Raw genomic sequence first — 24130 nt, 5'->3', positions numbered from 1 at the left:
GGGCTAACAGTAATGCAAAAGCAAACTAAAACCATTCTAACACTATTATCTGTTTCAATGCTGGCAGTAGCGGGCTGCGGTCAATCTAATAACAGTACGGCTGAAGCCAAAGAAAACACCGTTCAACCCACAACAATCGCTGCAACTCCGGAATCCACAGAGACACCAGCCGCTAAGCCGGTGGAGATTACATTTTATTATCCGGTTAATGTTGGTGGTCCTCTTACAAAAGTAATCGATGGGATGGCTAGTGCATTCATGGAGCAGCACCCGGAAATTAAGGTTAATCCCGTGTACACAGGAAATTACGGTGACAATACCGTAAAAATTCAAGCGGGTGTGCAAGCCAAACAACCACCTGATGTCGCGGTCATGATGTCAACGGAGCTGTACAGTATGCTCGATATGAATGCAATCATTCCGCTGGATGATTTTATTGCGAAGGACACGGATATTCAGATGGCTGATTTTTATCCCGCCTTTGTAGAGGATACACAGTCTGAAGGGAAGACGTACAGCCTGCCTTTTCAGCGGAGCACGATTGTTATGTATTACAACAAAGAAATGTTCAAAGCCGTAGGACTTGATCCAGAGAAACCACCCACTACATGGGATGAGCTTGTAACTTATGCTAAGAAGCTGAACAAAGACGGTCACGTGGGGCTGGAAATTCCGGGTAATGATGATTCGTATTGGATGTTCCAAATGCTTGCTCGGCAAAATGCTACGGATCCGAAGCAAAACATAATGTCCTCCGATGGCAAAAAAGCGATGTTCGATACGCCGGAGAATGTGGAGGCATTGCAATTCTGGTTAGATTTGTCCCATAAATATAAGGCGATGCCGGAAGGTGTTATTGATTGGGCCACGGTTCCGACAGATTTCATTCAAGGCAAAACAGCCATGATGATGCATACAAGCGGCAACTTAACCAACGTTAAAAATAACGCGAAGTTCGAATTCGGGGTAGCGTTCCCACCCGCACAAAAGCAATTTGGATCACCTACAGGCGGTGGTAACTTGTATATTTTCAAGGGAACATCTCCAGAGAAACAAGCCGCAGCTTGGGAATTCGCCAAATACATGACGGCTTCAGAACAGGCTGCCCTCTTTAGCAGCTCATCCGGTTATGTTGGTGTAAGAAAATCCGCATACGATACAGATGCAATGAAGAAATATACGGCGGATTTCCCGCAAGCTTTGGTGGCGAGAGATCAATTGGAATACGCGTTCCGAGAATTGTCCACTCATAATCATGGTAAAGTATCGACGGCAATTACGAATCAGATTCAAGCGGCCTTGGCAGGAGAGATTGATGCAGCAGGTGCGCTCAAAAAAGCGCAAGCAGAAGCAGAACAGGCACTTGCTCCCTTCAATAAGTAGTCTTTGAGGTATGGGATACGCCAGGACGGCTCGATAGCTTGTTCTGGCGTCATTACTTTATTCGTTAATCGTAGAAACCTTAATCATGGAAGGATTGAATGGTATGAATGCCGGATGGAGTGAGAGGCTTAGACGAAACGGATTCGGCTGGGGACTTGTGTTGCCTTCGCTGCTCTTTCTTTGCTTGTTTACTTATTACCCTATGTTTAAATCGTTTTGGCTTAGCTTTTATGAGAAAAATTTAGCGACTCCTGAGCCTTTGTTCGTCGGTTTTGACAACTACATTAATCTATTGCATGACAATGTATTTATGAAGGTGTTCAGCAACAATATATGGTTCGCCATTGGCACAGTACCCACTTCATTGGCTTTGGCTTTCTTGATGGCACTGTTTGCTGATAAGGCGATAAAAGGGCGGGGACTGGCACGTCTTTCCTTTTTCTATCCGAATATGATCCCGATGATCGCTGTGGCGAACATCTGGTTGTTTCTGTATACTCCTCATTTTGGGCTCTTTGCCAGACTTGCTTCTTGGATCACAGATCAGCCTGTGAATTTGCTCGGAACGCCTGATACGGTGATGGGTGCATTAGTAATCATGATGATCTGGAAAGAAGCCGGATATTTTATGATTTTCTACTTAGCAGGAATGCAGCAAATTCCCAAGGATTTATATGAAGCCGCTGCAGTAAGCGGAGTCGGTACGTTTACTGCCATTCGTAGAATCACAATTCCGCTCACGATGCCGACTACCCTGTTCGTGGCCGTTGTAGCGATAACGAATTCCTTTAAGCTGGTAGACCATCTCTGGATTATGACAAAGGGCGGTCCGAATAATGCGAGTAACCTGCTGCTTTATTATATCTATGAGTCGACCTTTAATTTCTACGATCAAGGGATGGCCGCATCAATGACGGTGATCATGATCGTACTGCTGCTCCTTATTTCCTCCTTGCAGTTTTTTGGTTGGGATCGGAAAATCCATTATGAATAGGAGGTGGAATCCATGGAGGATAATCCACTAAAGCTGCCCTTAGTATTAAGGCAGAATAGCAGTAAAGCTTTAGAAGAGGAGCGCATTCTAAACTCCGGTAGAACGAAGCGCCGAATCCAGCAGATCCTGTGGCATGCGGTTGGATTTGCTTTTGCAGCGGTCTGGATCATTCCTTTCCTATGGGTGGTAAGAACGGCTTTTATACCCAAAGATATCGCTATTGATTCGGGATGGTCTTGGAGCTTCACGTTTGAGAATCTGATTCATGTCTGGAATGGAGCACCTTTTGGACAGTTTTTAATGAATACATTGCTGGTGTGCGGTGTTGTTCTTGCTGTGCAGCTGGTTACGATGACGATGGCTGCTTATGCGTTCGCGCGGGTACGTTTCTTCGGAAAAGATCTGCTATTCATGTTATTTTTAGTGCAAATTATGGTGCCACCGGATGTTCTTATCTTTTCCAACTATCAGGTGTTGAACGAAATGGGCTTGCTGGATACTAAGCTGGGGATTATGCTGCCTTACTTTGCCTCCTCCTTTGGAGTGTTTCTGTTAAGGCAGTCCTTCAAGCAGTTACCCTATGAGCTCGATGAAGCCGCCCGGGTGGAAGGTGCTTCACGCCTGCATATTCTTTCAAGAATCTATGTCCCGCTGTCACGCCCCATTTATGTGTCTTTTGCTATCGTGTCGGTCAGCTTTCATTGGAATGATTTCTTGTGGCCCCTTATTGTAACCAATTCGGAGGAGAATCGCTTATTAACCGTAGGTTTGGCGATGTTCGCAAAAGCCACGGAAGCTGGAGCACAGTGGTCGGATGTCTGCGCGGCTACGCTAATTGTTTCGGCACCCTTAATGATTGGATTCTTTTTGTTCCAGCGGCAAGTGATAGGAAGTTTTATGAGCTCTGGCATTAAAGGTTAGGAGGAGGCATTTATGAGGCTGGCGATTATCGGGGACTTACACTATCCGGACGAATTGTTAAACAACAAGGTTTTGATTAAAGAGGCACGAGATGCTTTTTACGAGCAATTTATGAATCTATTCTTGTCCATTCCAGCTGATTATCATATTTCTGTGGGGGATATGGTTCATGCGGGAGAATTTAGCGAATTTAATTATATCCTGAGTAAGATTAAAGACAGTAAACATCCTAGACGTTTTCTGCATGTTCTTGGCAATCATGATACGTACACTTATCCTAAGCAAGAAATCCTTTCGGTCACCCGGCAGCAGCGATACAGTGTTATCGAAGAAACAAATGCGATCATTATATTGCTGGATACCGCACGGGAAAATCGAGATGATTGGAGCGGAACCCTTGATGATGAACAATTAGCCTGGCTCGAAGAACAAATGAAGCGGAAATCGGAAAAGCCTTTATTCGTTTTCGGCCACCATCCTCTGTATAATACGACGGCTAGATCCACTGAGCCAATGATGTCACTGGACCCCAGCTTGGATATTTGGCCGATATTGAAGCAGTGGCAAGGTGTGGGCTTCTATTTCAATGGCCACAATCATGTACATTCCATCGTAAGTAAAGAAAACTGGCATTTCATTCAAACGGCCTCTATTCTGGATATTCCTGCTGCTCGAATCCTTACTGTGCTTGAAGATGAAATAAGGTTAGAGATGGTTAATCTGGCCAGCGAGCAATTGAGTAAGTGGTCTTCATTATTTACCTTCAGCATTTTTGATTATGAAAAATATCCGCAGGCTGAAGGAGAGACGAGAGATCAGGAACTAATCATCAATCGGGTTCAAATGGACAGAAAGCAGGTGGATCAGCAATGAATCGTCAGCCAGTAAGATTAGCGATCGTAGGTGGAAATCGCGGGGCCAGTTTTATGAATGCACTGTACTCTCTATCGGATCGGATACATCTGACCGCCACTTGTGACTTGAATGAGTGGGTGCTTAACCAATGGAAAGAGAAATTTCCGGAAATTCGAACGTATCGGGATTATCATGAAATGCTAAAGGATTCAGCGATTGATGCGGTATTTATCTTAAGCCCCATGCATTTGCATGCCAGACAATCTATTGATGCTTTAAAAGCAGGAAAACATGTCCTAAGCGAAGTGATTTCGATCCAATCCTTAGAGGAAGCTTGGGAGCTTATAGAAACTGTTGAACAAACCGGACTTAAATATATGATGTCTGAAAATTACTGCTTCTCGCGCTCCAATCTAACGATTAAACATATGGCGGATCAAGGCATGTTCGGTGAAATTACTTATCTGGAAGGCGGCTATATCCATGATTTACGTCATTTGACTCATCATCCGGATGGTTCTCTGACTTGGCGAGGGCAATTACATCAGCAGTATAACGGGATCAATTATCCGACGCATTCTATAGGTCCGGTTGCCCAATGGATTAACCTCAACAAGCCTGAGGGTGATCGATTAAAAAGCGTTTCGACTTTTGTTTCCAAATCTAGATCCTTACAATATTATTTCGGAGAGCATTATGGAAAAGATCACCCGGCAGCACGGGAAGGATTCTGGCGGCAAGGAGATAGTGCGGTTGCGGTCATTGAAACGGAAAAAGGCGTGCTAATTGAACTGCGCGTAGACTGGTCCTCCGTTAGACCCCATAATAAAACACATTATTTGCTGCAAGGAACTGAGGGAGCATATATTACGGGTCGTCATCAGTACGAAGAGGATTTGATCTGGTTCAAGAATCTCTCGCCCAAAAATATAGCGGATGGAGAGGAAATGTGGGAGCCGTTAAGCAGCTATCAGCCACTCTATGATCATCCAACATGGAAAAAATGGGGCGAATACGCTGCTGGGACGAAACATGGCGGAGGTGATTTTATGGTGCTTGAGGAATTCATTTCTGCTATTCAGGAGGATCGGACACCTTCAGTAGACGTATATGATGCCGTTACTTGGAGCTCTGTGTTTACATTGTCTATGGAATCAGTAGAGAATGACGGGAAAGCAATAGCCTTTCCTGATTTTAAATCGAAGGTGAGGATTTGACGGTGGATCAGGCCCTCTCCAAGCTTGTAATGAAAAAAGAAATGCTGTCCGACTTACCTGTTTTTCACTGTCCTAACGGGTATCTAATTCGTCATTTCGAGCCGGATGATGAACGAAACTGGGAGGAGCTTATCCGCCATTCTTTTATGAGGGAAGTTAAATTTGCACATAAAATCAGTGAGCATGTACCGCTTTATTCTGAGCGCTTGCTGTTCATTTGCCGTGGGAATCAGCCTGTTGCGACAGCTACGGCCTGGGAGTCGGGTAGTGAGGACCATAAGAACTGGTACTTGCATATGGTTGGGGTGCGTCCAGAATATTCCGGTAAAGGACTCGGTTATGCTGTGAGTCTAGCTGTCTTACACAAAATAAGAGATTCAGGGGGGAAGGTGGCATGTTTAGAAACCGATGATTTCAGACTGCCCGCCATCCGCGTTTATTTGAAATTAGGATTTCAGCCTGTGTACTTGGATGAAAGCCATCCTGGTAGATGGGAACGAATCCTGAAAAGGCTTTAAATTTGTTGATAATTAGGGGGGGCTTCATGTCCCCTTATTCATGTTGGAGCTTCAGAAGGGGCCGCATCCAAAAATTATGTTGTCGTTAGGAAGTATTCCTGCTATAGTCATACTGACTTATTAAATGCATTTAATAAGTCAGTATGACTATAGGTGGGAGAGCCATGTCAAGTGATAAAAGACTTCCTTCACAGCAACTTAAATCCGAAATTATTCGGAATATTCGAACAGCATTATTAGAATTAGGAAGGGCTACGAAGGCGGAGTTAAGTCAAAGATTACAATACAGTTTTCCAACGATCAGTAAATTTCTAATGCAGATGGAAGAGACTGGGGAAGTAACGATCATCGGCCTTGATGAGTCTAGTGGCGGAAGAAGGGCAATAAGATACGCCTATAATCCGAATTACCGATTAGGGATGGCTATTTTTTTGGAAAAAAATGAAACAAACTATACGATCTATAATTGCATTGGCGATGTTGTAAAAGAAGGGAATTTACCTAGTATTCTTGAGGAAGACGTTAGTACACTGGTCTCGCTTATCGAAGGTGAAAAAAAGGCCAATCCCAAGATTAAATCTGTGGCGATTGGTGTTCCAGGCGCGGTGAAACACGGGAAGATTTTTCTGATCCCAGGTTATGCGAAATATCAGAATCTAGATTTAAAAAGCTATATAGAAGATCAACTCTCGATCCCGATCATTGTGGAAAATGATATGAATGCCGCTGTAATCGGTTATATGGCGCAAAGAAATTTGAAGGAGAATATTTCTCTGATGTATCTGTATTTAGGGAAAAATGGTCCGGGAGCCGGAATAGCGGTTAATGGTGAAATTGTTCGGGGAAAGACGTTTTTTTCAGGGGAAGTTCAATATATGCCCCAGTATGACAATCGGAATTTCATAGAAGCATTAACTGGAGATCAAGGTGGATCAAGCATGCAGGCGGAACATAAAGTAGATGCGATTAGTCGGTTAGTGGCTACTATGACCTCTATTTTGAATCCGCATTATATTATTTTTTGTGAGGATGAGTTAACTCCAGCTATGGTTAATCAAATTGCTGAGCGAACTGCTACATATGTTCCTAAGGAACATCTTCCGGAATTAGCGGTAAGTGACTTGAAGCGTGATTATCTGAATGGATTACAGAGTCTTGGATTAGGTTTATTAGTTTCACAACAAATAGATTAGAACCCTTAAGGAGATAACGATGGCAACTTTTTTTCTAATTATTATTTATTTAGCATTTATTAGTTTAGGACTGCCAGATTCATTGCTTGGATCCGCATGGCCGGTGATGAGAATGGATTTAAATGCTTCATTAGGTACTGCTGGAATCCTCTCGATGGTTATTGCAGTAGGCACAATTGTATCGAGTTTGATGAGCGGTGTAATTCTTAAACGTTTTGGTACGGGGAAAGTGACCCTTGTAAGCTGTATCATGACTGCTGTAGCGTTGCTTGGTTTTGCATGGTCACCTTCATTAGTCTGGTTAATTGTTGCTGCGATTCCACTAGGTTTAGGTGCAGGATCTGTAGATGCCGGATTAAACAGTTATGTTGCTACGCACTATAAAGCGCATCATATGAGTTGGTTGCATTGTTTCTGGGGTGTAGGCGCTACACTGGGTCCTATTATTATGGGATCTTTTATCTCTGGAGAAGGTCTATGGCGACAAGGTTATCTTACGGTTGCTTATATTCAATTGAGTTTAGTGGTTATTCTATTCGTCACGCTGCCTTTATGGAAAAAAGTGGCTGGAAACAATAGCAACCCAAATGTTGAAAGTGATCATGACTTCAATCAGTCTGAGCTAGAACATGCAGCTGAGAACATAAAGCCTTGGAAACTAAGAGGGGTAAAACTAGCGATGTTAACCTTCTTATTTTATTCTGCCATTGAAACGAGTATGGGTTTATGGGGGAGTAGTTTTCTTGTGAATATCAAAGATGTCCCTGCATCGACTGCTGCTACATGGGTGTCGTTTTTTTACCTAGGGATTACTTTTGGTAGAATGGTGACGGGCTTCATTACTTTTAGAATGAGTAATAAACAGCTAATTCGATACGGTCAACTTATTGCTTTAATCGGTACAATATTGTTAGTACTGCCGCTTCCAACGATAGTTTCACTAGTAGGATTTATGATTGTCGGTCTGGGATTAGCCCCTATTTTCCCATGTATGCTACATGAAACCCCTGTACGATTCGGGAAGAAGCATGCTCAGTCAATTATGGGCTTTCAGATGGCAACAGCTTATACTGGTACCACGCTGGTACCGCCATTTATCGGTTTACTGGCCTCGAATTTTACGTTGGGTATTTTTCCTGCGATGATCGTTTTTTTCGCTATCGTCATGCTTTTATGTACAGAAAAGCTTAATAAATACTCAGCTAAAGTAAATGTAGGTTAAATTTGAAATGAATATATTACGGACTAACCCCTCATATATATAGATGTAGAAGGGGGGGAACCGTAATGTGGTTGTTAATGGTTATAGGCGTTGGATGTCTCTCCGGTTTTATTTTGTTCAGAAAAAATACCTTGAGCACTTATCACGAGCCTAATCAAGGACCGGAGAAATTGTCCATTATCATTCCTGCAAGGAATGAAGAATATAATTTGCGTTATCTGCTCGATTCACTTCAGTCTCAGACCCTTACACCCTATGAAATTATTGTGGTGGATGACTTCTCAGAGGATCGGACCAAAGAAATTGCCGAAAGCTATGGGGTTAAGGTTATTGTGAACAGCAGTCTCCCTGAGGGATGGACGGGTAAGAGCTGGGCAGTCTGGAATGGATATTTACAAGCCTCGGGCGATATCTTTGCTTTTTTGGATGCGGATATCCGATTAAAGCCTAACGCTTTGGCGTCATTATTAACAGCAAGGGAGCTATCGAAAGGTGTCATTTCGGTAGTTCCTTTTCATCATACAGAAAAGCTGTTTGAGAAGCTCGCCTTAATCATGAATATGCTGGGGATCTTCACCTTCACTTCGGTTTTTGAACGGAATAACGCCAAAAAAGGACTGTACGGCTCATGTATTCTAGCTTTAAGGCAGGATTATGAAAAAGTTAATGGTCATCAAAGTATTAGATCTGAAGTGCTGGATGATTTGTCTTTAGGAGAAAAGTTTATCTCGGCCGGTGTTCCGATTCGAAATTTTATCGGTTATGGCTTAGTATCGTTTCGCATGTATCCGAAGGGGATCAAAAGTGAAATAGAAGGCTTCAGTAAAGGGGCTGTCTTAAGCACCTCAACGTTAAGTCCACTGACGATTGTTCCAATTGCACTTTGGGTTGTTGGACTTATTGTTTCAGAAACCGTATTTGTTTTTGCGAATACTTCATGGTTTATGCCTTTATTGATAGGTTATCTTCTTTATATGTTTCAATTCTTTTATTTTATTAAATATGTAGGGGTATTCGGCATCGTTATTCCTGTATTTCACGTGGTGGCTACTCTTTTCTTTATCTTGATCATGCTTTATTCGATTTATCAGGTCGTTTTTCTAAGGCATGTAAGCTGGAAAGGAAGGCATATCCAGGTGGGAGGCCATAGGGACTAATGATCATATTGTGGATCGCGGGTTTATTTTTGTCGGGATCTCTTATGTTTTCCTACTGGCTTGGGCTGGCGCGTAAAAAGAATCTAAAATTCATAGGCGACGGTAATCCGGGGGCTTTGAATCTATGGAAGTCGTCCGGTTATAAATTCGGCATTTTAGGTATTATTTTGGATTTTCTAAAAGGATATTTGCCTCTTTTATGGGTAATGGAAAGTCATTATAGTGAAAGTTATCTCATTGTTCCGTTAGCTTTAGCTCCCATTGCGGGTCATGCCTTTTCTCCCTTTCTTAAAGGAAAAGGTGGGAAGGCGATCGCCGTGACCTTTGGGGTATGGAGTGCGTTGACAGGATTCAAAGCTTCTTTAGCGCTAGCTGTTATTTTAGCAGTGCTGAAAGTGATCGGTAGTTGGTACAATCGCAGAGTCAAAACTCCTGTAACGGATGGTTTACAAGTGGTAAGCGGAATGCTGCTGCTTTCCGTTTATCTGTATATCAGTAAGTGGTCTGCTCCTATTTTGTGGGTGTGGCTTGGGAGCTTTGTGATCCTTGTCTATACGCACAGATTTGAATGGAGTACGTGGATACGGAAATATTCAACAAGGGAACGAAAAAGAACATAATATGATTTATGGAAAATAAGCGAGGGTGTCTCAACAGCCATTTTTATGGCTATTGAGACACCCTCTTTCGGTGAAGCAAGTAGCTTCGTCTTTCTAACATTATTGTTCTAGGATCAAAGATTTGCGTTTTGACACCGTACGGATGATAAACGCAGAAGCTAAAAGAAGGATTGTGGCAGTGGCAAGGACAACAATAAATGACTGATCAAAAGCTGATTGTGCGGCTTCAACGAGTGCGGATCCAGCATCAGTAGGCATATTTTCTGCAGCTAGAAGAGCCTCGTCAAGGCTGTCGCGAACGATCGGCGGGACTGTTAATCCATCTGGGACAACTAATGATGCTGTATAGATGAATGATGAAAGACTGCCTAGAAGCGTAATACTTAGGGCGCTGCCGAGTTCGAACGATACTTCCTCTATAGATGCGGCCATGCCGGCTTGTTCAACAGGAACATTTAGCATGATTGAATTTGAAGCGGCAGTCATCGCTCCCCCAAGACCAGCGCCCAGGATCATTAAAGCTGCGAACTGTAAGAAGATATTCCCGTCATGGAAGAGTAGAAGGGTGCCCATTCCTATACCTGACACTAACAAGCAGATCCACTGTACTTTTACTTTGTCCACTCGATGCAACACTAGTCCGATGAGTATCCCTGAGATGAAGGACGCTATTGAAGTGAATACAACGTACAAGCCCGCTTCCAACGGTGTATATCCAAGAACAAGCTGGAGCCTTTGAGTCACGATCAATTCCATTCCAATAAGTGCAAAACAAGACAATAGCGCTGTAGCCACTCCTGTAGAAAAGTGGGAGTCTCTGAATAGTGCAAAATCTATTAATGGATTCTGGCTCTTACGTTGATGGCGCATAAATATGATCATAGCTACGACACCAATCACGGCAGATAACACAGCGATGGCAATTGAACCTTCACGTCTGCTGATCTCCTTAACTGCATAAACAAGGGCAACCAGACCAACCATAATTTGAACAGAACCAATGAAATCCCATTTCTTATTCTTATTCCCTTTAAGATTTGGAATTAGTAAGATGGCCAAGATCAGTGCAAGAATAACTATAGGAATATTGATGAGGAACACCGATCCCCACCAGAAATGTTCCAGTAAAAAACCACCAACGAGTGGACCCATTCCTGCTCCTACAGAGGAGACTGATGCCCAAATACCTACGGCTAGTGAACGCTCACGCTCATCCGAAAAGGTAGTTCGAATAATGGAGAGTGTTGCGGGCATCATCATGGCTGCACCAATAGCTAGTAGGGTACGCGCAGCAATAAGCACGAGAGGTGTCGGCGCGTAGGCAGCGATTAATGAAGCCAACCCAAAGATAGTAAGTCCCATAACGAAGAGTTTTTTATGCCCAAGACGATCGCCTAGTGTGCCAAGACCGAGTAATAATCCTGCCATTACGAGTGGATAAATATTTACGATCCATAGCTTTTCCGATGCAGAAGCAGCAAGATCATGCGTAAGTCGGGGTAGAACCGAATAAAGCACGGTCATGTCGATGACGATCATAAAGAGTGCGCTGGACACAATCGCCAGCACGATCCAGCGTTGGAATTTAGATAGATTTGATGAAAACATGGGTAATCCTCCTAAGATGATAGTAGCTAATAACGTTACCTTGACAAGGTAATGGTGTTCCGTTATTGTACTTTGAGGTATAGGGTAACCCGATAGTCAAGAGGAGTGATTTGAATGTCTATTGATTATGATCAATACTTTACGACGAGCGAGTTCGCAAAGGTATGCGGGGTAACAAAGCATACGTTATTCCATTATGATGACATTGGTATATTAAAACCGGAGATCGTGAAGGAAAACGGATATCGTTATTATTCCTATAAGCAGTTTTATACCTTCGATATTATTGCCGTATTGAAAGGGACAGGAACACCGTTGAATGAGATCAAAGAATATATACAAGATCAAAACACATTGCATTTTTTATCCATGCTTAAGCAAAAACAGAAGCAGTTGGTTGAAGAACAAAAAAAGTTAGAGCGTATGCAAAAGCTTTTACAAGGGGCTATAGATAATACGAATCGTGCGCTCTACGTTAATTGTGGAGAACCCTGGGTCGAGGAATGTGATGAAGAGTACTTTATTGCGGTTAGACTCTCGAAGGAGAAGGGTGAGAAAGATCATGTACGAAAAGTATATCGAATCTTCGATTATTGCGATGAGCATCATCTTGAATATGACTTTCCGATAGGTTCGATTATTTGTAAAAGCAGTTTGGAAGAAGGCGACTATGACAAAGATTATTATTGTAATAAAATCAATGAAAAGCATAACGGTGAATTACTTTATATCAAGCCAAAGGGTAAATATTTGATCATGAATCACAAGGGATCTTATGAAAGCTTACCTGCGTCATATGAGAAGCTAATGTCATATATTGCTGAAAATGATTTACACATAACCGGAAACGCTTATGAGTATGAATTGCTTAGTTATTTAGCTGTAGGGGATCCAGATAAGTATGTTATTCAAATTGCGATCCAAACCTTTTGAGGTTTAGAGCATTGGACTGACTTTTAAATGGGTTTACAAACTGTTGGAATGGCTGACCCCTTTTATTTTAGTAGAGTGCTCAAAAAACAATGTGGCATTTCACCTACCGAATATCGAGAGAAGTTCATCAATAATCCATGATAAATTCAACCTGCATCCATTCTTATCTAAAAAGTACTCTACTATAATGGTTAAGCAAAGAAACCATTATGTTGGAGGAATTTCGTATGAAAAAGATTAGAGGACTGCTAATCGCAATACTATTATTAGCAGATATACTAGCGGGTTGTACTGAATCGCCTGCTGAAAATAAGGAATCAACTTAAGAAGGCGAATCTTCAACAGTAGTGAATGTAGATGCAGCTGATTGGCCAAGAACATTTAAGGATGCCTTAGGTAAAGAAATTGTTATCGAGAAAAACCAGAAAAAATAGCTTCGTTATGGTATTTTTATCCTGGAATTTAGTTGCATTAGGTGAGCCACCTGTTGCATCTACTGAAAAAGAGTATCTATCTTCTTTATCTTATTTAAAAGGAAAGCTGGATTCAGCTGATGAACTAGGAGATAAAGTGTCTCCTAACATTGAGAAAATTCTATCTATTAATCCTGATTATATTTTAGCGACAGAGCATCATGAAGCAGTGTATGATTCACTAGATAAAATTGCACCAGTCATTACATTAAAATACAAGGACATCTATGAAGATTGGCAATATGGACTCCGTACAGTAGCCAAGATTATTGGCAAAGAAGAAGAAGCGGAAGAAGTCATTGATAAAATGATGAAAGATATTACAACTGGGCGTGAAACATTAAAGTCGATGGAAAGAGAGACAGTAGCGCTTATATTGTCTTGGGATGGAAAAACTTTTAATGTTCTAGGTGAAGGGAATCCGGTCTATAAACTTGCCTTTGATAAAGAAAAGGGACTGGGGCTTACACTGGATGATACATATACAGGTTATAATAATGAATTTACTTCGTTTGAAGGAAATCTGAAAGATAAGTTATCTAAATTTAACGACCTTTGATCTCCCAAAGTCATTGGTGAAATGAATGACTATCATTTTAAACTTATTAAGTTCGCTGGGGATTTTGAATGGCATGTTCATCAAGATACCGATAAGGTATTTTTCACGCTCGAAGGGGAGATGATCATTGATTTCCGTGATGGTCAGGTTAAAATCTCCAAGGGTGAGATGTTTATTCTCCCAAAAGGAGTCGAGATGAAGCTATCCGCCGAAAAGGAATGTCATATCATGTTGGTGGAGCCTAAAAGCGTAGGAAACACTGGCGGTACTGAGTCCGAATTAACAGCAGCCAATGATACTTGGATTTAGTTAAGGCTTTCCTCCGCTATTCCCTTAAGGTTTCTGCAAATTGACATAACACCAAATGGTGTTATAATAAAAATGAAACCAGAAGGTGTTACATTAAAATGAATTTTGGAGGAAATTTATGCAAACTCAAGGACCACTGCAAGATATTCGTCAAACAATTACACTCAATGCGCCCATTGAAAAAGTATGGAAAGCTGTTTCCACTGCTGAAGGAATAGCTGCCTGGTGGATGCCAAGTACATTCGAGCCGGTGGTAGGCCATGAGTTCATTCTACATGCTGGACAATTCGGGGATTCCCCTTGTAAAGTTACAGAGATTGATGAGCCGAACCGTGTCGGTTTTAATTGGGGGAAGGATTGGCATCTTGCCTTTGAATTGAAAGAAATTGATGGGAAGACGGAGTTCACCGTGATTCACTCTGGATGGGACCCTGAAAAGGTAACCGAATTTGGTCAACCGCATCCAATCGTTCGTGGCTTTATGAACGGCGGCTGGGAGAAAATCGTCCAAGAAAAACTTCCTGCTTATATCGAGGCTTAAGATGCCAGTCGCTGAATCTGGGCATGATGTATTTCAAGCGATAGCAGATCCTACCCGCCGTAGTCTGCTAAAGCTGCTTGCTAATAAGGAAATGTCCATAGCATCCATCTCGGACTGCTACCCGATCAGCCGAACTGCTGTTAACAAGCACTTACAAGTATTGTCCGATGCGCAGCTTGTTAGCAGTCAGAAAGTCGGCCGGGAGACTCGGTACAAGCTTCAGCCAGAGCCTTTACTGGAGCTTCAAGATTGGCTTACCTTTTTTGAACAATACTGGGCGAATAAACTGTTTGCGCTTAAAGAATATGTTGAAGCAGACCATAACAATGAATGATAAACCGAGAGGCGTGTGATCGCGCTTCCCGGTTTTTTTTGATTATTGAACACGGAACATTAGAAGAAGCGCCGATTTGTGAAGGATTTTAATAGACAACACAACTATAGTTGCTTGTTAAACCTCATAATTCTCTTTATTCTAAAAGGTAATTATTGGAGGTGAGTTTAATGTCAGAAAATGTTAATCAAGATGGCACTCAACCAGAAGAAAAGCTGCAATTGGAAGAATTGCAGGAAGAAGTCAAATCTCTTAGTGACGCAGAGATGAAGGAAGTCTCTGGTGGATTAGGTGGGAATAGAGATCAATTGAAAACTACGACATCTAGTGCTATCAAAAATGGAAGAACAATCTTTAATGGTTAGTTGTATCTCTTGCATTTAAGCATTGATTACAACCACTTCATGATGCTGTATATGGGGTGGTTTTTTATTATGATATGTCTTTAGAAGAAATCATCGTACACTTAACAACACAACTATAGTTGCTTGTTAAACCTCGTTATTCCCTTTAATCTATAAGGTAATTATTGGAGGTGAGTTTAATGTCAGAAAACGTTAATCAAGATGGCACTCAACCAGAAGCAAAGCTGCGTCTGGAAGAATTGCAGGAAGAAGACAAACCTCTTAGTGACGCAGAGATGAAGGAAGTCTCAGGTGGAGCAGGAACGGGGAAATTATTACATATCCCAAGTTCTGCGGTAAACGGGAAAGGCTACAAAATGGGTTAGTTGTAACTCGAAAATCTCAGCTTATATTTACAATCACCCCCTAATCATATAGAAGGGGGTGATTGTTCATTAATTTCAAATGAGGTTATAAATATGTCTTTAGAAACGATCGTCGCACTTACGGTAGACGGGAAATCTACTAGCCTAAATGAAGTCTTACGCTATGCTAGAAACCGTCAGGCTTTTTCAGCCTTGCATAATAAGGCGAGACAAATTCTATTTGAACGATATGCACACACCCAAGGCGTTCAGGTTAGCGTAAAGGAGCTGCAAGAAGGAATCGATGATTTCAGGAGGAAGAAAGGTCTTTTACAAGTACCGGCAGCTACGGAATGGCTTCAGCGTAACCGAATGACGCTTGATGATTTAGGAGAGTGTGTTCGTGAGACGCTAATTGAATCCAAATTGATGCATATAGTTTGCAGTGCTCAAGTAGAAAAGTATTATTACGAGCAGCGAATTTCCTTCGATACAGCCATAATCTCGCAGATTATTATGGCGGAATATGGAGCGATCCGGGAGTTAATGTATCGCATCGAGGAAGGCGGGGATTTCTACACCTATGCCCGTCAGTATTCTTTGGACGATGCCACTAGACTTGCGGGAGGGTACACCGGCGAAGTAACCCGTGCAGCTTTATCTCCTGTGGAAGCGGCTTCCGTGTTTGGTGCCCAGCCTGGTGAAATTGTAGGACCTGTGAAGACGAATCGAGGATATCATTTAATTAAAGTAGAGGAGATGAAACACAGCGTTCTGGATGAGAGAAGGAGAGAACAAATTCTAGCCTTACTATTTGAGGAATGGGTCGCTGAGCAATTGAGCTTGGCCAAGATTGAGATCCCTTTGTGGGATCAGATATAAGCAAACCCAAGTTGGGATGTGTGCATGGTGGAGAGGCTGTTAAATCAGGTATCTCTTTTTGATGTAATGAATGAACAGGAAAAGCTTCTCTTGTCGCAGCAACTTACAGTAGTTAACTTTGAAATGGGACAGACGATTGTTCATACCGGGGAACAGATGAATGCTTTCTATATCATCGTTTCAGGACAGGCTAGACGAATTAAAGAACTGCCTGATGGCAATGAGATGAACCTGGGTTTGCTCCAGACGGGTGAGCATTTCGGAGAAAGTGCTTTGTTGAACAATGAAACGACGGATATTACGATTAGAGCGTCCACAGAGCTTCAGGTGTTAAAGTTATCCAAGGAAGATTTTATTCTAATGCTGGAGACGCGCCCTGATCTAAGCATATATATGAATCAATATATGGCATCTGATGCGATGCGTATTTTTTTGAAGGGCTCTACTATCTTTTCTAACATTGAATATCAGGTGCTTCGTTCACTGCTCGATAAAATTACAGTTTGTGAATACTCAGCCGGTGCTTCAGTTGTAACAGAGGGTGAACCAGGAGACGCATTTTACATATTAAGATCTGGGCACGCAGAAGTGGTAAAAGAAAGTCAGGGCGTGTTGCTAAATAAGCTGCAAGCGGGTGATTTTTTCGGAGAATTAGCGCTGCTAAAAGGAGAACCTCGTAAAGCAACGGTTAGAACAACAGAAAAATCTACGCTTTTTCGGCTTTCGAAAGAAGATTTTGACCATCTCATAAGCGAATATCCGAAAATTAAGGAAGCGATCCTTCGAATTGCTTCAAATTACAGTGGCCGTAATCCCCTCGACCAGAAAGTTGAAGACTTCACTGAGCCAGCTCCGGAACCAAGCGTATCAATTCCGATAGAAAAATCAGCTATTGTGAGACGAATCAAATCTAAGCCTGCAAAACCTTGGCGAAGGTTCCCTTTTATTTTGCAGCAAAGTGAAATGGACTGTGGTCCCACCTGCTTAAGTATGGTCTGTAAATATTATAGTGTATCTGTTCCGATTAATTATATTAAGTCCAATATGCAACTCTCCAGATCGGGAACGTCACTTCAGGACATGATGGATAGCGCTCAATCTCTAGGATTTGAAGCTGAGGGATTAAGAGTTAACCTGGCAAATCTATCTGATATCCAGCTTCCAGCCATTGCGCATTGGAAAGGGAATCACTATATTGTCGTGTATCAGGTAACGAAAGAGCATATATATGTGGCAGATCCTGCAATCGGTGTAGAGAAGCTGACGAATGAACAATTTGCTCAACATTGGAAAGGTATGCTTTTGACACTTGCCCCAACCATGGCTTTAAAAGAATCCATTCCCCGCGGCTCCACCTTACAAAGATATGCCGCTTATCTGAAGCCGCATAAACATGTACTAGCAAATATTTTGCTGCTGTCTGTTGTAATTCAGCTAATTTCGCTGTCTTTGCCCATTATTACTCAGTCAGTGATTGATAATGTATTGGTTCACCGTAACGAGCAGCTGCTAATCCTATTAATGTCTACTATGCTAGCGATTTCTTTAATTAACGGTCTTTTTATGTTCGTTAGGCAATGGGTATCCTCGAAAACCGCGCTCAAAATCGATACGAATATGGTAGAAGCTTTTTATGAGCATCTGCTTGGGTTACCCCTATCTTTTTTTAATGAACGTACTGTGGGTGATATCCTTACAAGGGTGAACGAGAATGAAAAAATACGGCAAATCCTCACTTCAGGGGCTACTAATTTAATCCTTGATCTCGTTACCATTGGAGCTTATAGCTCGTTAATGCTGTACTACAATCCAAAGCTATTTTTCATAGCCGCAGTTATTATTCCGTTATATATCGGTCTAATTTATTTCGTATCTCCGCGGATGCGCAAAAACAGTAGAAAACAGTTCCAAGCGGAGGCGGAATCAGAATCAACGATGGTGGAGGCTGTCAATTTCATTGCATCAATTAAGACACTTACTGCAGAAAGAGCCGTGTTTAATCAATTGAAAGTTAAATTTAATAATGCGACGAAGCTGCGATTGAAAGGAACATTGCTTTGGGTCACTGCTGCAACAGGTGGAGAGTGGATACGTACGCTAGGGACGATTACAGTTTTGTATTTTGGCTCCCGATATGTATTGCAAGGCGATATGTCTGCTGGAGAACTGGTTGCTTTTACGGTTTTGTTATCAACGGTAACTCAGTCGATCTCCTTTATTATTCACATGCTCGATGATCTGATGGAAGCACGGATTTCTATGGAAAGATTAGACGATGTATTTCAATCACGCCTTGAGCAGTCCGAACAAACGCAGCTTAGAACACTTGTGAATGTGAAAGGTCATGTCTCTTTTGAGAATGTTACCTTCCGTTATGAGGTGGATGGGAAGAATATTCTTCAGAACATTAACTTAGAGATGATGGCGGGACAAACTATTGCAATCGTAGGACGAAGTGGGTCGGGGAAATCAACAATTGCGAATTTATTAATGAATTTGTATTCTCCTTCAAGTGGAACGATACGTGTGGACGGACATGACCTGCGAACGATAGATGCACTTTCTTTGCGCCAAAAGATAGGGGTTGTGCAGCAAGATACAGCGATTTTTCGGGGGACGATTCTTGAAAACATAGCCTTCGGACAGCAGGATGTCGCCTTTGGTGAAGTGGAAGCCTCTGCGATGTTAGCCGGCGCACATGATTTCATTAATGAACTTCCGCTTCGTTATGATACGATGATCGGCGAAGGTGGAATTAGATTATCCGGTGGGCAAGCTCAAAGAATCGCGATTGCACGAGCGCTACTTGGCAATCCCCCGATATTGGTGTTTGATGAAGCGACAAGCGCACTAGACACGGAATCGGAAAGAAAGATTCAGAACAATATGGAGCTTATTATTAAAAATAGAACGACGCTGATCATCGCGCATCGTTTAAGTACAGTTAAGCATGCGGATCGTATCATTGTGCTCGACCAAGGCGTGGTTGTAGAAAACGGAACTCATGAAGAGCTTTTGCAGACTCAAGGTCTATATTATTATTTGGTCAGTCAGCAACTATAACGTGTTGGATTAGCCATGTTCATTGAACGTGGTTTTTTGTTTGTTTTCACAGAAGATAAATGGATAAGTTTAACTCCGTTTAAACCATCGTTTAAATTCAGTTTATAAATGGGGTTTACTATCACCATATAATCTGAAACGTTGGGGGAATTACTATGGTGCAAGTACAGAACAAGATTCTAACACCAGACCATGACGAGTGGGCCGTCGAGGCGCGGGGACTGGTCAAAACATTTGGAGACAATCGCGCGGTGGATGGCGTGAATTTGAACGTGAAAGCTGGTACGATCTATGGCGTACTTGGTCCGAATGGGGCAGGAAAGACTACAGTCATTCGGATGCTGGCAACCTTACTTCGTCCCGATGCAGGTACTGGGCGAATCTTCGGGCATGATGTGGTGAAGGAGTCGCAGATTGTTAGGCAATTAATTGGTGTGACAGGACAATACGCCTCAGTCGATGAGTCATTAAGTGCTACAGAGAATCTTATCATCTTCTCTCGGCTATTAGGGCTTGGGCGCGCAGAGTCGCGGAAAAAAGCAACAGAATTACTGGAAGAGTTTGGTCTGACTGAGGCGGCTAAACGGCCTCTTCGAAATTTCTCTGGCGGTATGCGTCGCCGTCTGGATTTGGCAGCTAGCCTTATTGCACAACCACCTTTAATTTTCCTAGATGAACCAACTACAGGGCTTGATCCTCGCACTCGTTCACAGATGTGGGATACTATTCGTCGATTGGTGAATACGGGATCAACGGTTCTTCTGACTACACAGTACCTTGAAGAAGCAGATCAACTGGCTGATCGGATCGCAGTTATCGATCGTGGGCAAGTCGTTGCAGAGGGGACAGCGGATGATTTGAAAGCGTCTGTGGGTACCACATCACTACACCTGAAGGTTCAACATCTAAAAGATATTGAACTAGCCCGACAGCGTGTGGAACATGTGCTCCAAATTCAGTCCGTGGTATCTTACGAAACTGGGAAAATAACGGCACCTATGGCGGATGCTGATTTAGTTACAGACCTACTTATTGCACTTCGTGAAGAAGGTATTCACTTGGCTGAGATGAGTGTTCAGAAACCGACGCTTGATGAAGTATTTCTAACAATTACAGGTCATGGTGCTACGGATGAAGCGTCAACAGCGTCCCAAGAGTCAAATGTTAAGGAGGCAGCAAGAGTATGAGAACCACTACAATAAATTCGGGTGTTAACCGCCCATTGAAAAATCATACGAGTTTTCGGCAATCTGTACGCAACTCGTTAACGATGGCTTATCGTGGGATACTGAAAATTCGACGTACCCCTGAGCAATTGTTCGACGTTACACTTCAGCCAATTATTTTCACGCTGATGTTTACCTATATCTTTGGAGGGGCTATATCTGGTGACGTGGTAAGTTATCTGCCTGTTATTATCCCCGGTATTCTTGTGCAGACCGTAATCACTACCTCCATCGTTACTGGTGTCCAATTACGTGAGGATATGGATAAAGGCGTGTTCGACCGATTCAAATCACTGCCAATAGCCCGAATAGCCCCGTTAGCGGGAGCTTTGTTGGCAGACACGATTAGATACACGATTGCTACTGTGCTTACATTTACCATGGGCTACATTATGGGTTACCGTCCTGATGGTGGTCTGGAACATGTCGCATTCGCTGCGCTTCTTGTTATTGTTTGTGCTTGGTCGATTAGCTGGATTTTTGCTTTCTTCGGTGTGATTGCACGGACTGCTTCTAGTGTGCAGGGGATATCAATGATTGTGTTGTTCCCACTTACGTTTCTATCTAATGCCTTCGTGCCTGTCGATACGCTGCCTAACTGGTTACAATGGTTTGTTAAAGTCAATCCAATCTCACATCTCGTTTCTGCCGTACGACAACTTACTAACTTTGGAACCGTAGGTTGGGATTTCACTATCTCTTTGATCGGAGCAGCTGTTATCGTCGCAATTTTTGCACCTATTACGGTACGTGCTTATATGCGTCGAACATAATTTGAAATACAATGTTTTAGCCAGTTTCTTCATTTTGAATATGTCTTCCCAAATGCAGATGAATGAAGTAAACGCAGGGTTTGTCGCTTAACCCAAATGAGACAGCTTCACATAAAACCTCGTTTCAGCTGTACGAGAACTTATTAACTTTGGAACCGTAGGTTGGGATTTCACTATCCATATGCACCGGATATTGTTGAACAAAAGCCGTTATCTATGGATTCTTCCATGATAGCGGCTTTTTTAAAAGTTAATTGTCTAATTTCTACTACTAACCCTACATCTTCATGTTCATCGATGGTAATATGATATGAAAATAAAATGATAAACATGGGAAAGGGAGACAGAATGAGAAACTATCTGATTTTGGGGGCAAGTAAAGGTTTGGGAGATGCATTTGTGAAAGGGTTACCTGAGTCTGGCGATCAAGTTTGGATCGTTTCCAGAAGCAGGCCAGGCAGTCTCGATCTTAATGATGGTATAAAAAGAATCTGGATTGCAGTAGATTTATCGCAGCCAGATGCCGCACAAGTCTTATCAAAGAGCATTCAAACGGAGAAACTGGATGTTCTAGTTTATAACGTAGGCATTTGGGAAAAAGAAGGCTTTGAGTCTCACTATACGTTTGACAAAGATGAGGCAAGTGACATTGCCAACATAATAAATGTGAATATAACATCAACAATTACCTGCATACAGGCAGTACTGCCTAATCTTCGCCAATCGGAGGCAGGGAAAATTATTCTAATTGGCTCCACAGCAGGTCTGGATCATACCAATAACGCCCAGGTATCCTTTGTAGCTTCCAAGTTCGGTCTGCGTGGCATTACTCATGCATTACGAGAGCATGTTCGCAAGGATGGCATTGCTGTTACTTGTGTGAATCCGGGTGAGTTGGCAGCAGAAATTCCTTATGAAGATGGCGTGGAAAAAGCAATTGCAGAATATAGCGGCACAAGAATTCCTGTTCAGGACATTGTCTCCATTGTGAAATGTGTCGTTAACCTCTCTAGCGCTTCCTGTGTCAAAGAAATTCAAATTCCTGCAATGTCTGATTTGAATGCATAATAAATCTTAGTTGCCCTGTTCATAATTTTACAAAAGCCGCTATCTATGGATTACCTATGATAGCGGCTTTTTGCTGTGGTATAAGGCTGTATAGGATTTCTATTAGGGTCATAAAAAGCATGCTCATTTATAGCATAGAACCAGTTAGGTTTTTTTTGCCTATTTTTCCCTAAACTACTTCATCTGTCGTAGTAATTATGTTATACTGCAACTACTACGACAGATGAAGTAATCGAGGAGGTCTACCATTATTGATCAGCAGTGATGTTATACGCGGTTACAATGATACGCTGATCCTCTTCATGCTGCTGGATGGAGAATCCTATGGGTATGAAATTTCTAAAAACATCAGGCAGTTGACGCAGGAGAAGTACATTATGAAGGAGACAACCTTGTATTCCGCTTTTACCAGGTTAGAGAAGAACGGTTACATTGAATCCTTTTTCCAGGATGAGAGTCTCGGTAAGCGGCGTACGTATTATCGGATTACTTCGCTAGGTCTCGCCTATTATAAGGAGAAATGTGAGGAGTGGAAGGTTACTCAGGAAGTTGTTAACCAATTTATCAGAGAGTGGTGATAGAGCATGGAGACGATTGTAGTATATCTGGATAATATGTTCGCTAACCTTCCAAAAACTCCGGAACTGGAGCGTTTGAAGAGAGAACTGCTGTATGGTATGGAGGAGAAGTATCAGGAGTTGAAACATGATGGCAAGTCGGAAAATGAAGCGATCGGTGTCGTTATTTCGGAATTCGGTAATATTGAAGAGTTGACCGCTGAGCTCGGTATCCAGCCTGTCGAATCGGAGCAGGTTGTGAAAGTTCCTGTGCTAACAGAAGAAGAGGCTTACTCTTATGTGGCTGCCAGACGTAGTGCAGGGATGTGGACTGGTATCGGCGTTTTTCTATGTGCATGTGGAGTGGCGTTTTTGATTGGTCTTGATACACTGTTTGAACATAAAAATGCTATTGTGGCTGATAAAGGCTCGATGTTAGGGCTTGTAGGAATGTTCATACTGGTTGCTGTTGCGGTGGGAATGTTCATCTATAGCGGAATGAAGCTTGAGCGATTCAAACGTCTGGAGCAGGGCTTTCAATTACCTTATGCGCTCAAAGCGGCACTTCAACGCAGCCAAGCCCTTTATGCTCCGACCTATCGCCTTTCACTGATTACAGGCGTTTGCCTGTGCGTGTTATCACCGGCTTTTATCTTCGCAACTTCATTTGTTAACGATGACTATACTCCATATGGAGTTGTTGCCTTTTTACCGATCGCGGCAGTGGCGGTGTTTCTGTTCATCTATTACGGTAATATCCAAGGTGCATATACGAAGCTGCTGGAGGAGCCGATAATTACTGCACAAAAGAAGGAAGAGGACCGATTTATAGGAGCTGTGGGGGCGATATTGTGGCCTTTGGCGACAGTGATCTTCTTGTTCACAGGATTTGTCTATCAGCGCTGGGATGTCAACTGGGCCGTATTCCCGATTGCCGGTATTCTCTCTGGCATGTTCAGCAATATCTATCATATTACGAAACGTAAAAATGTCTCTTAAGAGGTTCTCAACAATC

At 42.4% G+C, this 24130-nt stretch carries 25 protein-coding genes and 2 pseudogenes; 25 read left to right on the top strand and 2 right to left on the bottom strand.

All coding sequences use genetic code 11. The features are described 5' to 3' along the window. The first annotated feature begins 12 nt into the window (after nucleotides 1-12). From R50345_RS17455 to R50345_RS17410, 10 genes are all read left to right on the top strand, one after another. Complete coding sequence (locus R50345_RS17455) at nucleotides 13-1383, top strand: ABC transporter substrate-binding protein (protein ID WP_042128627.1); 1371 nt, start codon at nucleotides 13-15, stop codon at nucleotides 1381-1383. Nucleotides 1384-1468: 85 nt separating this feature from the next. Beyond that, a complete protein-coding gene (locus tag R50345_RS17450) occupies nucleotides 1469-2377 on the top strand; it encodes a carbohydrate ABC transporter permease (RefSeq protein ID WP_375103204.1) in 909 nt (302 codons plus the stop codon). A 12-nt stretch (nucleotides 2378-2389) separates the two neighbouring features. Next, on the top strand, nucleotides 2390-3298 hold the full coding sequence (locus tag R50345_RS17445) for a carbohydrate ABC transporter permease (RefSeq protein WP_081954115.1): 909 nt from the start codon (nucleotides 2390-2392) through the stop codon (nucleotides 3296-3298). Nucleotides 3299-3310: 12 nt separating this feature from the next. Next, complete coding sequence (locus tag R50345_RS17440; protein ID WP_042128626.1) at nucleotides 3311-4171, top strand: metallophosphoesterase family protein; 861 nt, start codon at nucleotides 3311-3313, stop codon at nucleotides 4169-4171. Continuing rightward, nucleotides 4168-5370: a Gfo/Idh/MocA family protein gene (locus tag R50345_RS17435; protein ID WP_042128625.1), complete on the top strand. Its 1203-nt coding sequence runs from the start codon at nucleotides 4168-4170 to the stop codon at nucleotides 5368-5370. Before R50345_RS17440 ends, R50345_RS17435 begins: the two co-directional genes overlap by 4 nt. 29 nt (nucleotides 5371-5399) lie before the next feature. Beyond that, on the top strand, nucleotides 5400-5888 hold the full coding sequence (locus R50345_RS17430) for a GNAT family N-acetyltransferase (RefSeq protein ID WP_231573801.1): 489 nt from the start codon (nucleotides 5400-5402) through the stop codon (nucleotides 5886-5888). Between the two features lie 164 nt (nucleotides 5889-6052). Next, a complete protein-coding gene (locus R50345_RS17425; protein ID WP_042128622.1) occupies nucleotides 6053-7081 on the top strand; it encodes an ROK family transcriptional regulator in 1029 nt (342 codons plus the stop codon). A 19-nt stretch (nucleotides 7082-7100) separates the two neighbouring features. Further along, entirely contained in the window at nucleotides 7101-8303 is a 1203-nt protein-coding gene (locus R50345_RS17420) for an MFS transporter (RefSeq protein WP_042128620.1), read from the top strand. A 65-nt stretch (nucleotides 8304-8368) separates the two neighbouring features. Continuing rightward, on the top strand, nucleotides 8369-9460 hold the full coding sequence (locus R50345_RS17415) for a glycosyltransferase family 2 protein (protein ID WP_042128618.1): 1092 nt from the start codon (nucleotides 8369-8371) through the stop codon (nucleotides 9458-9460). Continuing rightward, nucleotides 9460-10080 carry a glycerol-3-phosphate acyltransferase gene (locus tag R50345_RS17410; RefSeq protein ID WP_042128616.1) on the top strand — a complete coding sequence of 207 codons (621 nt, stop codon included), beginning with the start codon at nucleotides 9460-9462 and terminating at the stop codon, nucleotides 10078-10080. The genes R50345_RS17415 and R50345_RS17410 overlap by 1 nt, the downstream gene beginning before the upstream one ends. A 99-nt stretch (nucleotides 10081-10179) precedes the next feature. On the opposite strand, the gene R50345_RS17405 is transcribed toward R50345_RS17410, so the two are convergent. Next, nucleotides 10180-11688, bottom strand: coding sequence for an MFS transporter (locus tag R50345_RS17405; protein WP_042128614.1), 1509 nt, complete (start codon nucleotides 11686-11688; stop codon nucleotides 10180-10182). A gap of 114 nt (nucleotides 11689-11802) precedes the next feature. Between R50345_RS17405 and R50345_RS17400 the strand changes: the two genes are divergently transcribed. From R50345_RS17400 to R50345_RS17350, 12 genes and pseudogenes are all read left to right on the top strand, one after another. After that, entirely contained in the window at nucleotides 11803-12621 is an 819-nt protein-coding gene (locus R50345_RS17400; RefSeq protein WP_042128612.1) for a MerR family transcriptional regulator, read from the top strand. Nucleotides 12622-12657: 36 nt separating this feature from the next. After that, nucleotides 12658-12762, top strand: a pseudogene (locus R50345_RS30865) (AraC family transcriptional regulator); the annotation flags it as partial. Between the two features lie 86 nt (nucleotides 12763-12848). Then, nucleotides 12849-13614 (top strand): annotated as a pseudogene (locus tag R50345_RS17395) (ABC transporter substrate-binding protein); the annotation flags it as partial. Nucleotides 13615-13674: 60 nt separating this feature from the next. After that, complete coding sequence (locus tag R50345_RS17390; protein ID WP_081954114.1) at nucleotides 13675-13962, top strand: cupin domain-containing protein; 288 nt, start codon at nucleotides 13675-13677, stop codon at nucleotides 13960-13962. A gap of 118 nt (nucleotides 13963-14080) precedes the next feature. After that, nucleotides 14081-14503, top strand: coding sequence for an SRPBCC family protein (locus R50345_RS17385; protein ID WP_042128610.1), 423 nt, complete (start codon nucleotides 14081-14083; stop codon nucleotides 14501-14503). 1 nt (nucleotide 14504) lies between these two features. After that, nucleotides 14505-14837 (top strand): ArsR/SmtB family transcription factor, encoded by a 333-nt coding sequence (locus tag R50345_RS17380; protein WP_042128608.1) that lies wholly within the window; start codon nucleotides 14505-14507, stop codon nucleotides 14835-14837. Between the two features lie 170 nt (nucleotides 14838-15007). Then, nucleotides 15008-15202 carry a hypothetical protein gene (locus R50345_RS17375; protein WP_042128606.1) on the top strand — a complete coding sequence of 65 codons (195 nt, stop codon included), beginning with the start codon at nucleotides 15008-15010 and terminating at the stop codon, nucleotides 15200-15202. Between the two features lie 179 nt (nucleotides 15203-15381). After that, complete coding sequence (locus tag R50345_RS17370) at nucleotides 15382-15567, top strand: hypothetical protein (RefSeq protein ID WP_042128604.1); 186 nt, start codon at nucleotides 15382-15384, stop codon at nucleotides 15565-15567. Nucleotides 15568-15660: 93 nt separating this feature from the next. Further along, on the top strand, nucleotides 15661-16428 hold the full coding sequence (locus R50345_RS17365; protein WP_042128602.1) for a peptidylprolyl isomerase: 768 nt from the start codon (nucleotides 15661-15663) through the stop codon (nucleotides 16426-16428). 24 nt (nucleotides 16429-16452) lie between these two features. After that, nucleotides 16453-19491, top strand: a complete 3039-nt coding sequence (locus R50345_RS17360; protein WP_052414639.1) for a peptidase domain-containing ABC transporter — start codon at nucleotides 16453-16455, stop codon at nucleotides 19489-19491. 155 nt (nucleotides 19492-19646) lie between these two features. Continuing rightward, a complete protein-coding gene (locus R50345_RS17355) occupies nucleotides 19647-20678 on the top strand; it encodes a daunorubicin resistance protein DrrA family ABC transporter ATP-binding protein (protein WP_042128600.1) in 1032 nt (343 codons plus the stop codon). Further along, on the top strand, nucleotides 20675-21490 hold the full coding sequence (locus R50345_RS17350) for an ABC transporter permease (RefSeq protein WP_042128598.1): 816 nt from the start codon (nucleotides 20675-20677) through the stop codon (nucleotides 21488-21490). The genes R50345_RS17355 and R50345_RS17350 overlap by 4 nt, the downstream gene beginning before the upstream one ends. Nucleotides 21491-21663: 173 nt before the next feature. On the opposite strand, the gene R50345_RS31990 is transcribed toward R50345_RS17350, so the two are convergent. Beyond that, nucleotides 21664-21822 (bottom strand): hypothetical protein, encoded by a 159-nt coding sequence (locus R50345_RS31990; RefSeq protein ID WP_231573799.1) that lies wholly within the window; start codon nucleotides 21820-21822, stop codon nucleotides 21664-21666. A gap of 16 nt (nucleotides 21823-21838) precedes the next feature. Between R50345_RS31990 and R50345_RS17345 the strand changes: the two genes are divergently transcribed. The 3 genes from R50345_RS17345 (at nucleotide 21839) to R50345_RS17335 (ending at nucleotide 24114) form a co-directional block, all read left to right on the top strand. Continuing rightward, nucleotides 21839-22558 (top strand): SDR family NAD(P)-dependent oxidoreductase, encoded by a 720-nt coding sequence (locus tag R50345_RS17345; RefSeq protein ID WP_042128596.1) that lies wholly within the window; start codon nucleotides 21839-21841, stop codon nucleotides 22556-22558. Between the two features lie 251 nt (nucleotides 22559-22809). Next, a complete protein-coding gene (locus tag R50345_RS17340; RefSeq protein WP_042128594.1) occupies nucleotides 22810-23136 on the top strand; it encodes a PadR family transcriptional regulator in 327 nt (108 codons plus the stop codon). 6 nt (nucleotides 23137-23142) lie between these two features. Next, nucleotides 23143-24114, top strand: a complete 972-nt coding sequence (locus R50345_RS17335) for a permease prefix domain 1-containing protein (protein ID WP_042128592.1) — start codon at nucleotides 23143-23145, stop codon at nucleotides 24112-24114. Nucleotides 24115-24130 lie beyond the last annotated feature (16 nt).

The sequence above is a fragment of the Paenibacillus sp. FSL R5-0345 genome (genome assembly GCF_000758585.1).
Lineage (GTDB): Bacteria > Bacillota > Bacilli > Paenibacillales > Paenibacillaceae > Paenibacillus_AQ.
The sequence above is the reverse complement of the archived record's forward strand: the minus strand, read 5'-3'. Positions and strand labels throughout refer to the sequence as shown.

Excerpts from the sequence above, each read along its gene's own strand:
- R50345_RS17435 (WP_042128625.1), top strand. The coding sequence starts at position 4,168 with ATGAATCGTCAGCCAGTAAGATTAGCGATCGTAGGTGGAAATCGCGGG.
- R50345_RS17410 (WP_042128616.1), top strand. The coding sequence starts at position 9,460 with ATGATCATATTGTGGATCGCGGGTTTATTTTTGTCGGGATCTCTTATG.
- R50345_RS17400 (WP_042128612.1), top strand. The coding sequence starts at position 11,803 with ATGTCTATTGATTATGATCAATACTTTACGACGAGCGAGTTCGCAAAG.
- R50345_RS17415 (WP_042128618.1), top strand. The coding sequence starts at position 8,369 with ATGTGGTTGTTAATGGTTATAGGCGTTGGATGTCTCTCCGGTTTTATT.
- R50345_RS17445 (WP_081954115.1), top strand. The coding sequence starts at position 2,390 with ATGGAGGATAATCCACTAAAGCTGCCCTTAGTATTAAGGCAGAATAGC.
- R50345_RS17405 (WP_042128614.1), bottom strand. The coding sequence starts at position 11,688 with ATGTTTTCATCAAATCTATCTAAATTCCAACGCTGGATCGTGCTGGCG.
- R50345_RS17455 (WP_042128627.1), top strand. The coding sequence starts at position 13 with ATGCAAAAGCAAACTAAAACCATTCTAACACTATTATCTGTTTCAATG.
- R50345_RS17440 (WP_042128626.1), top strand. The coding sequence starts at position 3,311 with ATGAGGCTGGCGATTATCGGGGACTTACACTATCCGGACGAATTGTTA.
- R50345_RS17380 (WP_042128608.1), top strand. The coding sequence starts at position 14,505 with ATGCCAGTCGCTGAATCTGGGCATGATGTATTTCAAGCGATAGCAGAT.
- R50345_RS31990 (WP_231573799.1), bottom strand. The coding sequence starts at position 21,822 with ATGTTTATCATTTTATTTTCATATCATATTACCATCGATGAACATGAA.
- R50345_RS17375 (WP_042128606.1), top strand. The coding sequence starts at position 15,008 with ATGTCAGAAAATGTTAATCAAGATGGCACTCAACCAGAAGAAAAGCTG.
- R50345_RS17355 (WP_042128600.1), top strand. The coding sequence starts at position 19,647 with ATGGTGCAAGTACAGAACAAGATTCTAACACCAGACCATGACGAGTGG.
- R50345_RS17365 (WP_042128602.1), top strand. The coding sequence starts at position 15,661 with ATGTCTTTAGAAACGATCGTCGCACTTACGGTAGACGGGAAATCTACT.
- R50345_RS17450 (WP_375103204.1), top strand. The coding sequence starts at position 1,469 with ATGGAAGGATTGAATGGTATGAATGCCGGATGGAGTGAGAGGCTTAGA.
- R50345_RS17345 (WP_042128596.1), top strand. The coding sequence starts at position 21,839 with ATGAGAAACTATCTGATTTTGGGGGCAAGTAAAGGTTTGGGAGATGCA.
- R50345_RS17350 (WP_042128598.1), top strand. The coding sequence starts at position 20,675 with ATGAGAACCACTACAATAAATTCGGGTGTTAACCGCCCATTGAAAAAT.
- R50345_RS17385 (WP_042128610.1), top strand. The coding sequence starts at position 14,081 with ATGCAAACTCAAGGACCACTGCAAGATATTCGTCAAACAATTACACTC.
- R50345_RS17335 (WP_042128592.1), top strand. The coding sequence starts at position 23,143 with ATGGAGACGATTGTAGTATATCTGGATAATATGTTCGCTAACCTTCCA.
- R50345_RS17430 (WP_231573801.1), top strand. The coding sequence starts at position 5,400 with ATGAAAAAAGAAATGCTGTCCGACTTACCTGTTTTTCACTGTCCTAAC.
- R50345_RS17420 (WP_042128620.1), top strand. The coding sequence starts at position 7,101 with ATGGCAACTTTTTTTCTAATTATTATTTATTTAGCATTTATTAGTTTA.
- R50345_RS17360 (WP_052414639.1), top strand. The coding sequence starts at position 16,453 with ATGGTGGAGAGGCTGTTAAATCAGGTATCTCTTTTTGATGTAATGAAT.
- R50345_RS17370 (WP_042128604.1), top strand. The coding sequence starts at position 15,382 with ATGTCAGAAAACGTTAATCAAGATGGCACTCAACCAGAAGCAAAGCTG.
- R50345_RS17425 (WP_042128622.1), top strand. The coding sequence starts at position 6,053 with ATGTCAAGTGATAAAAGACTTCCTTCACAGCAACTTAAATCCGAAATT.
- R50345_RS17390 (WP_081954114.1), top strand. The coding sequence starts at position 13,675 with ATGAATGACTATCATTTTAAACTTATTAAGTTCGCTGGGGATTTTGAA.